The organism is Gordonia sp. (in: high G+C Gram-positive bacteria), from assembly GCF_049299075.1.
In the GTDB taxonomy this organism is placed as follows: Bacteria; Actinomycetota; Actinomycetes; order Mycobacteriales; family Mycobacteriaceae; genus Gordonia.
Map to the genome: position 1 here is coordinate 1 of NZ_JBAQWU010000006.1, position 7,312 is coordinate 7,312.

At 67.1% G+C, this 7,312-nt stretch carries 9 protein-coding genes; 1 reads left to right on the top strand and 8 read right to left on the bottom strand.

Annotated features, from left to right (window positions below; genetic code table 11):
- From WAW85_RS00260 to WAW85_RS00295, 8 genes are all read right to left on the bottom strand, one after another.
- Window positions 1-1,441, bottom strand: a 1,441-nt coding sequence (locus WAW85_RS00260) for an NADH-quinone oxidoreductase subunit G (protein ID WP_422557678.1), incomplete at its 3' end; no start/stop codon positions are given.
- Window positions 1,438-2,757: an NADH-quinone oxidoreductase subunit NuoF gene (gene nuoF, locus WAW85_RS00265; RefSeq protein WP_422557679.1), complete on the bottom strand. Its 1,320-nt coding sequence runs from the start codon at window positions 2,755-2,757 to the stop codon at window positions 1,438-1,440. The genes WAW85_RS00260 and nuoF, both read right to left, overlap by 4 nt.
- Window positions 2,754-3,437: an NADH-quinone oxidoreductase subunit NuoE gene (nuoE, locus tag WAW85_RS00270; protein ID WP_422557680.1), complete on the bottom strand. Its 684-nt coding sequence runs from the start codon at window positions 3,435-3,437 to the stop codon at window positions 2,754-2,756. The genes nuoF and nuoE overlap by 4 nt, the downstream gene beginning before the upstream one ends.
- Entirely contained in the window at window positions 3,434-4,840 is a 1,407-nt protein-coding gene (locus WAW85_RS00275) for an NADH-quinone oxidoreductase subunit D (RefSeq protein ID WP_422557681.1), read from the bottom strand. Before WAW85_RS00275 ends, nuoE begins: the two co-directional genes overlap by 4 nt.
- Window positions 4,837-5,511: an NADH-quinone oxidoreductase subunit C gene (locus WAW85_RS00280; protein ID WP_422557682.1), complete on the bottom strand. Its 675-nt coding sequence runs from the start codon at window positions 5,509-5,511 to the stop codon at window positions 4,837-4,839. The genes WAW85_RS00275 and WAW85_RS00280 overlap by 4 nt, the downstream gene beginning before the upstream one ends.
- On the bottom strand, window positions 5,508-6,062 hold the full coding sequence (locus WAW85_RS00285; protein WP_422557683.1) for a NuoB/complex I 20 kDa subunit family protein: 555 nt from the start codon (window positions 6,060-6,062) through the stop codon (window positions 5,508-5,510). Before WAW85_RS00285 ends, WAW85_RS00280 begins: the two co-directional genes overlap by 4 nt.
- A complete protein-coding gene (locus WAW85_RS00290; protein WP_422557684.1) occupies window positions 6,053-6,415 on the bottom strand; it encodes an NADH-quinone oxidoreductase subunit A in 363 nt (120 codons plus the stop codon). The genes WAW85_RS00285 and WAW85_RS00290 overlap by 10 nt, the downstream gene beginning before the upstream one ends.
- A gap of 72 nt (window positions 6,416-6,487) precedes the next feature.
- Window positions 6,488-6,886, bottom strand: a complete 399-nt coding sequence (locus tag WAW85_RS00295) for a hypothetical protein (RefSeq protein WP_422557685.1) — start codon at window positions 6,884-6,886, stop codon at window positions 6,488-6,490.
- Window positions 6,887-6,908: 22 nt separating this feature from the next.
- On the opposite strand from WAW85_RS00295, the gene WAW85_RS00300 reads away from it, so the two are divergent.
- Window positions 6,909-7,312: GNAT family N-acetyltransferase (locus WAW85_RS00300; RefSeq protein WP_422557686.1), on the top strand; the 404-nt coding region annotated here is incomplete at its 3' end.

The window sequence follows — 7,312 nt, forward strand, 5'->3', positions numbered from 1 at the left end:
CCGCTCCCTGAGCTTGTCGAAGGGTCGCCGCCGCCGTGAGTGCCCCCGCCGACACGGCGAGCCGCTCGCCGACGAGCAGCACCGCGGCCTCGTGGTCAAGAACTTCGGCGACCTTGGCCGATTCCAGCACGGCAGCCTCCTCGCCCGGCGCACACGGCAGCAATGTGGCCGAAAGCTTCTCGGCGCCACGGCTCAGGAAGGGGGCGATCGTGACGACGCGCAGTCCAGAATTCTGCACCGCCTTGCGGAGGCGGAGGAACAGGATGGGGCACTCTTCTTCCGGCTCCAGGCCGGCGAGAACAACGACGTCAGCGTTCTCCACGTCGGTGTAGGTGACGCCGATTCCTGAGCCCGCCACGAGGGCGGCGAGGAACCCGGTCTCCTCGGCCGAGTGGGCCCGGCAGCGGGCATCGACGTGATTGGTGCCGAGGACCACGCGCGCGAATTTGCCGTAGGTGTACGCGTCCTCGACGGTGGCACGCCCGCCCACCAGCACCCCGGTGCGTGAGCCTGCTGAGCTCAGCCCGGCGGCGGCGGCGGCCAGGGCCTGCGGCCAGGAAGCGGCGCGCAGGGTGCCGGTCTCGTCGCGGACCAGCGGCACGGCGAGTCGGTCGGGCTGCTGAGCGTAGGTGAAGGCCCATCGCCCTTTGTCGCAGTTCCACTCCTCGTTGACCTGTGGATCGTCGCCAGCCAGTCGGCGCAGTACGGTGCCGTGCCGGTGGTCGGTGCGTTGGGCGCAGCCGCCCGCGCAGTGTTCGCAGATGCTGGGAGAGGAGACCAGGTCGAAGGGGCGGGCCCGGAACCGATAGGCCGCACCGGTCAGTGCACCGACGGGGCAGATTTGCACAGTGTTGCCGGAGAAGTAGGACTCGAATGGTTCGGTGTGATACGCCGAAACCTGTTGCAGTGCACCGCGTTCGGCGAGTTCGATGAGTGGATCGCCGGCAATCAGGTCGGAGAATCGGGTGCACCGGGCGCACAGCACGCAGCGTTCCCGGTCGAGCAGCACCTCAGTTGAGAGCGGGACGGGTTTGGTGAAGGTGCGCTTGGTGCCGTCGAACCGCGATGCTGGCCGCCCCGCCGACATCGCCTGATTCTGGAGCGGGCATTCGCCGCCCTTGTCGCAGGTGGGGCAGTCGAGCGGGTGGTTGATCAGCAGCAGTTCCATCACACCGCTTTGGGCGCGCTCGGCCTCGGCGGAGGTGTGCTGGGTGCGCACCACCATGCCCTCGGCCACGGGGATGGTGCACGAGGCCATCGGTTTGCGTTGCCCCTCGATCTGGACCAGGCACTGGCGGCAAGCGCCGGCCGGCGGCAGCAGCGGGTGGTCGCAGAACCGCGGAATCTCGACGCCGATCTGCTCGGCGGCGCGGATCACTAGGGTGCCTGCCGGGACGGTGACCTCGACGTCGTCGATGGTGAGGGTGACGAGTTCGGTCATGATTTCGACTCCGCCCGATCGGCGAAAGCCGTCGCTTTCGCCGGGTCCAGCGGGCAGCCGCCGGGGTGGCCGTCGCGCGCGAAGTGGGCGAGGTACTCATCGCGAAAGTACTTCAGGGAGCTGTAGATCGGGCTGCCCGCGGCATCGCCGAGGGCGCAGAACGATTTTCCGACCACACTGTCGGTGATCTCGGTCAGCGTGTCCAGATCGGACGCGTCGGCGTCCCCGGATTCCAGGCGGGCCATCAGCTGTTTGAGCCAGTAGGTGCCTTCGCGGCACGGCGTGCACTTGCCGCACGACTCGTGCGCGTAGAAGTCCGTCCACCGGGCCACCGCGCGCACCACGCAGACGGTCTCGTCAAAGATCTGGAGTGCCTTGGTGCCGAGCATCGATCCCGCTTCGGCGACGCCCTCGTAGTCGAGCGGGATGTCGAGGTGTTCGGCGGTGAAGATCGGCGTGGAGGAGCCGCCGGGGGTCCAGAACTTGAGCGTGTGCCCGGCGCGGATGCCGCCGGCGAGCTCCAGGAGTTCGCGCAGTGTGATGCCCAGCGGTGCCTCGTACTGACCGGGCCGGGTGACGTGCCCGGACAGCGAGTAAAGGGTGAATCCGGGGGAGCGTTCGGTACCCATGGACCGGAACCAGTCCACGCCGCCCAGCACGATGGCGGGCACGCTGGCGATCGACTCCACGTTGTTGATCACGGTCGGGCAGGCGTAGAGACCGGCGACCGCTGGGAACGGCGGCCGCAGGCGCGGCTGCCCGCGCTTGCCCTCCAAGGACTCCAGCAGGGCGGTCTCCTCGCCGCAGATATACGCCCCGGCGCCGGCATGAACGACAAGGTCAAGCCGCCGACCTCGGCCGAGTGCGCCTGGGCCGAGGACCCCCGCGTCATAGGCTTCGGCCACGGCGGTGCGCAGCCGCCGGATCACCGACGCCACCTCACCTCGGACATAGATGAACGCATGTTGCGCGCCGATCGCATAGGCGGCGATCGCAATACCCTCGATCAAGGTGTGCGGGGTGGCCAGCATTAGCGGGATGTCTTTGCAGGTGCCAGGCTCGGATTCGTCGGCGTTGACCACCAGGTAGTGAGGAGTGGCGGTCCCATCCTTCGGGATGAACGACCACTTGGTACCGACCGGGAAACCGGCGCCGCCCCGGCCGCGTAAACCGGACGCCTTCACCAGGTCAATCACCTCGCCCGGACTGAGTTTCAGAGCGGCCGCGAGGGCCTGGTAGCCGTCGTGCCTCCGGTAGTTCTCCAGTGTCCACGACCGATCCTCGGACCAGTGGCGGGAGAGGACGGGGGTAGTCATCGCTCGCCGCCTTGTTCGGGTGTGGTTTCGACTCGCTGCGCTTGCTCAACCAGCCCGGGAGCGCCGGCGAGGAGTCGCTCGACCTGGCGGAAGGTGCACAGTGATTCGGCGCCGCGCGTCGGCCGCACCGGGCGTCCTGCGCGCAGATCGTCGGCCAGTGCCGCCGCGGTGTCGGGCGTCTGGTCGTCGAAGAACTCCCAGTTGACCATCACGACGGGCCCGAAGTCGCAGGCGGCGTTGCACTCGACCGATTGCAGGGTCAATGCGCCGTCGTCGGTCGTCTGACCGGGCGCCACGCCGAGGTGGTCGCACAGCCGCGCGAGGATAGCGTCACCGCCGAGCACCGCGCACAGCGTCGTGGTGCAGACACCGACCAAGTGCTCGCCGGTCGGTTCGCGACGGTACATCGAATAGAAGGTGGCCACCGAAGTGACCTGCGCAGGGGTGAGATCTAGGGCGTCGGCGCAGAATTCTATCCCGGCGCGGGTGAGGTAGCCGTCCTGGGCCTGCACCAGATGCAGCAGCGGCAGCAGTGCCGACCGCGACTGCGGGTAGCGGGCGATAATCGGTGCGGCGTCGGCCTGCAGTGCGGCGGCGACCTCGGCGGGATATGGTGTCTCACCAGTGAACTCGACGGGCGGGTTGGGCCGGGATGTGTTGAAAAAGACAGGGTCACTCACCGGTCGACACCGCCCATCACCGGATCGATGCTCGCGACGGCGGTGATCACATCGGCCACCAGGCCGCCCTCGCACATCGCAGCCACGGCCTGCAGGTTGGTGAACGACGGATCGCGGAAGTGGACGCGGTACGGACGGGTCCCGCCGTCGGAGACCATGTGCACGCCGAGTTCACCGCGCGGCGCCTCGACGGCCACATAGCACTGGCCGGGCGGTACCCGGAAGCCTTCGGTGACTAGTTTGAAGTGGTGGATGAGCGACTCCATCGAGCCGCCCATGATTGTGGCGATGTGCGCCGGGGAGTTACCCAATCCGTCCGGACCCACCTGCAGGTCGGCTGGCCAGGCGATCTGCGCATCGGCCACCATCACCGGACCGGGCTCCAGGGCGTCCAGGCATTGCCGGGCGATGGCGATCGACTGGTACATCTCCTGCACCCGGATCAGATAGCGGCCGTAGGAGTCGCAGGCCGTGTCGGTGATGACCTCGAACTGATAGTTCTCGTAGCCGCAGTAGGGCGCGGACTTGCGCAGATCCTGCGGAAGGCCGGTGGAGCGCAGCACCGGACCGGTGATGCCCAGAGCCATGCAGCCGGTCAGGTCGAGGTAGCCGACGCCGCGGGTGCGCGCCTTCCAGATGTAGTTATCGGTCAACAGCGCCTCGACGTCGGCGATCTGGGCGGGCAACTCGTCGAGCACTGTGGCGATGTTGTCGATCGCGCCCTCGGGAAGATCGGCGGCGAGGCCGCCGGGCCGAATGAACGCGTGATTCATCCGTAGCCCGGTGATCTCCTCGAAGAGGTCGAGAATCGTCTCGCGGGCGCCGAAACCGAGGAACATCGGCGTCACCGCGCCGAGTTCCATGCCTCCGGTGGCCAGTGCGACCAGGTGTGAGCTGATCCGGTTCAGTTCCATCAGCAGTACGCGAATCACGGTGGCGCGCTCCGGGATTGCCTCGGTGATGCCGAGGAGTTTCTCGACGCCGAGGCAGTACGCCGTCTCGCTGAAGAACGGCGCGAGGTAGTCCATCCGAGTCACGAAGGCCACCCCCTGTGTCCAGTTCCGGAACTCCAGGTTCTTCTCGATGCCGGTGTGGAGGTAGCCGATGCCGCACCGAGCTTCGGTGACCGTCTCGCCTTCGAGTTCCAGGATCAGGCGCAGTACCCCGTGCGTCGACGGATGCTGCGGACCCATGTTCACGACGATGCGTTCGTCGGCCGACGCACGCGTGTTGACCGCGTCGATCAGCGCGTCCCAGTCGCGCCCGGCGACGGTGAATGCCCGCTCCTTGCTCGGCTCCCGCTCCTTGCTCGGCTCCCGCTCCGTGTCCGTCTCCCGCTCCTTGCTCGGCTCCCGCTCTTTGGCAGGCTCCCGCTCCCTGAGCTTGTCGAAGGGGCCGCTCATCGGTAGCTCCGCCGCTGGTCGGGGGGAGGGACGCGGGCACCCTTGTATTCGATGTCGATGCCGCCCAGGGGGTAGTCCTTGCGTTGCGGATGGCCGTCCCAATCGTCGGGCATCTCGATGCGGGTGAGCGACGGATGTCCGACGAAGATGATCCCGAAGAAGTCGTAGGTCTCCCGCTCATGCCAGTCATTGGTGGGATACACCGAGGTAAGGCTGGGGACGCGGGGGTCGGAATCGGGCGCGGTCGTCTCCAGCCGCAGCAGCCGATTGTGAGTGATTGAGCGCAGCGGAATCACCGCGTGCAGTTCGCGGTCGGTCTGCTCGGGGTAGTGCACCCCGCTGACGCCGAGGCACAACTCGAAGCGTAGCGACGGCTGGTCGCGCAGGATGGCGGCGACGGTGAGCAGGTGCTCGCGCGCGATCGTCAGGGCCAGCTCGCCGCGATCGACGACGACGCTGACGAGCGCCGCGTCCGGCTCGATGCTGCGGGCGCGGAGCCCTGCGATCAGGTCGTCGACAACCTCGTCGAACCAGCCGCCGTACGGCCGTTCGGCCGCCCCGGGCAGGGCGATGGACGAGGCGAGTCCGCCGAATCCCGACGTGTCGCCGGTGCCGGTCGGACCGAACAGTCCGCGGGCGACGAAGTTGTCGTCGGGGGGCGTGCCGCTCATCGCAGCAAACCCTTGAGCTCGAGGGTGGTCGGTGCGGCGAGGGCCGCCTGCTCGGCGGTGCGAACGGCTTCTGCTCGGTGGACACCGAGGGGTGCGGCGGCGATCTGGTCGTGCAGGGTGAGGATTGCGTGCAGCAACATCTCCGGCCGGGGTGGGCAGCCGGGCAGATAGATGTCGACGGGCACCACGTGGTCGACGCCCTGGACGATCGCATAGTTGTTGAACATGCCGCCGCTCGACGCGCACACGCCCATGGCGAGTACCCACTTCGGCTCGGCCATCTGGTCGTAGATCTGCCGGAGCACCGGCGCCATCTTCTGGCTGACCCGGCCGGCGACAATCATCAAATCGGCCTGCCGCGGTGACGCGCGGAAAGCCTCCATCCCGAACCGGGCGAGGTCGTAGCGTCCGGATGTGGTGGCCATCATCTCGATGGCGCAGCAGGCCAGTCCAAACGTGGCCGGCCACAGCGAGCCCTTACGGAAGTAGCCGGCGAGTTGCTCGACGGTGCTCAGCAGGAAGCCGCTGGGCACTTGCTCTTCTAATCCCATCGAAGACCTCCGCGGCGCCACTCGTAGGCGTAGGCGACCGAGACATTGACGATGAACAGGGCCACCGCGATGATCCCGAACCAGCCGAGGCGGTCGGCGGCGACCGCCCACGGATAGAGAAAGACGATCTCGATGTCGAAAATAATGAACAGCATGGCGGTGAGGTAATACTTCACCGGGAACCGGTGGACGAGCCCGGCGGTGGGCGGTAATGGCTCGATCCCGCATTCGTAGGCCTCGAGTTTGGCACGGTTATGGCGACTGGGCCCGATGGCCGAGGCGATGACGACCGACACGACGGCGAAAGCCAGGGCGACGCCGCCCAGAACCAGGATCGGTGCGTACGCGTTCATGGCGCTCAGCCCTCCTGTGCCGCAACAACTTTGGGTAGTGACCTGTGTCACTTGTGTGACACAGGTCCCACCCTATTGCACCCGTGCGTGTCCGCGAAGGAGGTTGAGAACTGTGTTCGCCAGCTCGATCGGATCGATCGGTGCCGTCGCGCTGGCATCGGCCCGCGACCAGTCGGCAAGCCACCGATCTGCGCTCCGGGCGATTAATACGACCAGCGGTGGGCACGGGTCGATTTCGTCGCGCAGTTGCTTCGCCAGCCCCAATCCGCCGACCGGAGCGGCCTCACCGTCGAGGAGCGCAAGGTCCACCCGGCCCTCCTCGAACTCGCTGAGCACCGTCGGGGCCGTCGCCACCTCGGTGAACTCCAACTCGGGTACGTCTGGCGCGAGCCGGGTGCCCAGGGCGAGGCGCACTTGTGCGCGGGTGTCGGCGTTGTCGGAGTAGATGAGAACACGGGCCACGACGCTCATGGCCTGACGATACGCTGGGTTCATGACCGCGACCCTGCGCACGCTGGAACGTGCCGATCTGCCTTTTCTGCACGCACTATTCAACGATCCCGAGGTGACGCGCTACTGGTTCGTCGAACCGACGTACTCGTTGGCCCGGATGGAGGAGCAGTTCACCAAGCGGGTCGACGACGAGTCGGAACGACGGTTCGTGATCGACGATGCCGGTCGGCGCTGCGGGCTGGTGGAGTTAGTCGACATCCATCCGCGGCACCGGCACTGCGAGTTCCAGATCATTGTCGCCCCGGACGCACAGGGCAATGGCTATGCGGGCTTTGCCACCCGCGCGGCGCTCGACTACGCCTTCCGGACCCTGAACCTGCACAAGGTTTACCTGCTGGTGGATAACCTCAACGCGGCCGCGGTCCATGTGTACGCCAAGGCAGG